Genomic DNA, 1748 nt, shown 5'->3' on the forward strand with positions numbered 1-1748 from the left:
TGGATGAGCGGTAGAGGAGCGTCGTGTAAGCCAATGAAGGTGGATTGAGAAGTCTGCTGGAGGTATCACGAGTGCGAATGCTGACATGAGTAACGATAAGGGGAGTGAAAAACTCCCCCGCCGGAAGACCAAGGTTTTCTGTTCTACGTTAATCGGAGCAGAGTGAGTCGGCCCCTAAGGCGAGGCGGAAACGCGTAGTCGATGGGAAACGGGTTAATATTCCCGTACCGGATGTGGTTGCGATGGGGGGACGAAGAAGGCTAGGTGAGCCAGGCGTTGGTTGTCCTGGTGAAAGCATGTAGGCCGAGGAATCAGGCAAATCCGGTTCCTCTGAGGTCGAGATGCGAGACGAACTGACTACGGTCAGGAAGTCATCGATGCCACGCTTCCAGGAAAAGCCTCTAAGCTTCAGATCACATGCGACCGTACCCCAAACCGACACAGGTGGTCAGGTAGAGAATACCAAGGCGCTTGAGAGAACTCGGGTGAAGGAACTAGGCAAAATGGCACCGTAACTTCGGGAGAAGGTGCACCGGTTCGAGTGAAGGACTTGCTCCGTAAGCTCTTACCGGTCGAAGATACCAGGTGGCTGCAACTGTTTATTAAAAACACAGCACTCTGCAAACGCGCAAGCGGACGTATAGGGTGTGACGCCTGCCCGGTGCCGGAAGGTTAATTGATGGGGTTAGGATTCGTCCGAAGCTCTTGATCGAAGCCCCGGTAAACGGCGGCCGTAACTATAACGGTCCTAAGGTAGCGAAATTCCTTGTCGGGTAAGTTCCGACCTGCACGAATGGCGTAATGATGGCCACGCTGTCTCCACCCGAGACTCAGTGAAATTGAAATCGCAGTGAAGATGCTGTGTACCCGCGGCTAGACGGAAAGACCCCGTGAACCTTTACTATAGCTTTACACTGGATGCTGATGTTGTCTGTGTAGGATAGCTGGGAGGCTTTGAAACCACGTCGCCAGATGCGGTGGAGCCAACCTTGAAATACCAGCCTGACATCATTGGCGTTCTAACTCAGGTCCGTTATCCGGATCGAGGACAGTGTATGGTGGGTAGTTTGACTGGGGCGGTCTCCTCCTAAAGAGTAACGGAGGAGCACGAAGGTACCCTCAGCACGGTTGGAAATCGTGCATTGAGTGCAAGAGCATAAGGGTGCTTGACTGCGAGACAGACACGTCGAGCAGGTACGAAAGTAGGTTCTAGTGATCCGGTGGTTCTGTATGGAAGGGCCATCGCTCAACGGATAAAAGGTACTCCGGGGATAACAGGCTGATACCGCCCAAGAGTTCACATCGACGGCGGTGTTTGGCACCTCGATGTCGGCTCATCACATCCTGGGGCTGAAGTCGGTCCCAAGGGTATGGCTGTTCGCCATTTAAAGTGGTACGCGAGCTGGGTTTAGAACGTCGTGAGACAGTTCGGTCCCTATCTGCCGTGGGCGTCGGAAGTTTGAGAAGAGCTGCTCCTAGTACGAGAGGACCGGAGTGGACGAACCTCTGGTGTTCGGGTTGTCATGCCAATGGCATTGCCCGGTAGCTACGTTCGGACGGGATAACCGCTGAAAGCATCTAAGCGGGAAGCCCCCTTCAAGATGAGACTTCCCTGAGGCCTTGCGCCTCCTGAAGGGCCCTTGAAGACTACAAGGTTGATAGGCTGGGTGTGGAAGCACAGCAATGTGTTGAGCTAACCAGTACTAATTGCCCGTGAGGCTTGACCATATAACACCCAAGGGGTTTGC

The 1748-nt window shown here is 53.8% G+C and carries 1 rRNA gene; it reads left to right on the plus strand.

Annotated features, from left to right (window positions below):
• A 23S ribosomal RNA gene (locus QD172_RS17265) occupies positions 1-1728 on the plus strand; the annotation flags it as partial.
• Positions 1729-1748 lie beyond the last annotated feature (20 nt).

Origin of the sequence: Cobetia sp. 10Alg 146 (assembly GCF_029846385.1) — a bacterium.
Classification (GTDB): domain Bacteria; phylum Pseudomonadota; class Gammaproteobacteria; order Pseudomonadales; family Halomonadaceae; genus Cobetia; species Cobetia marina.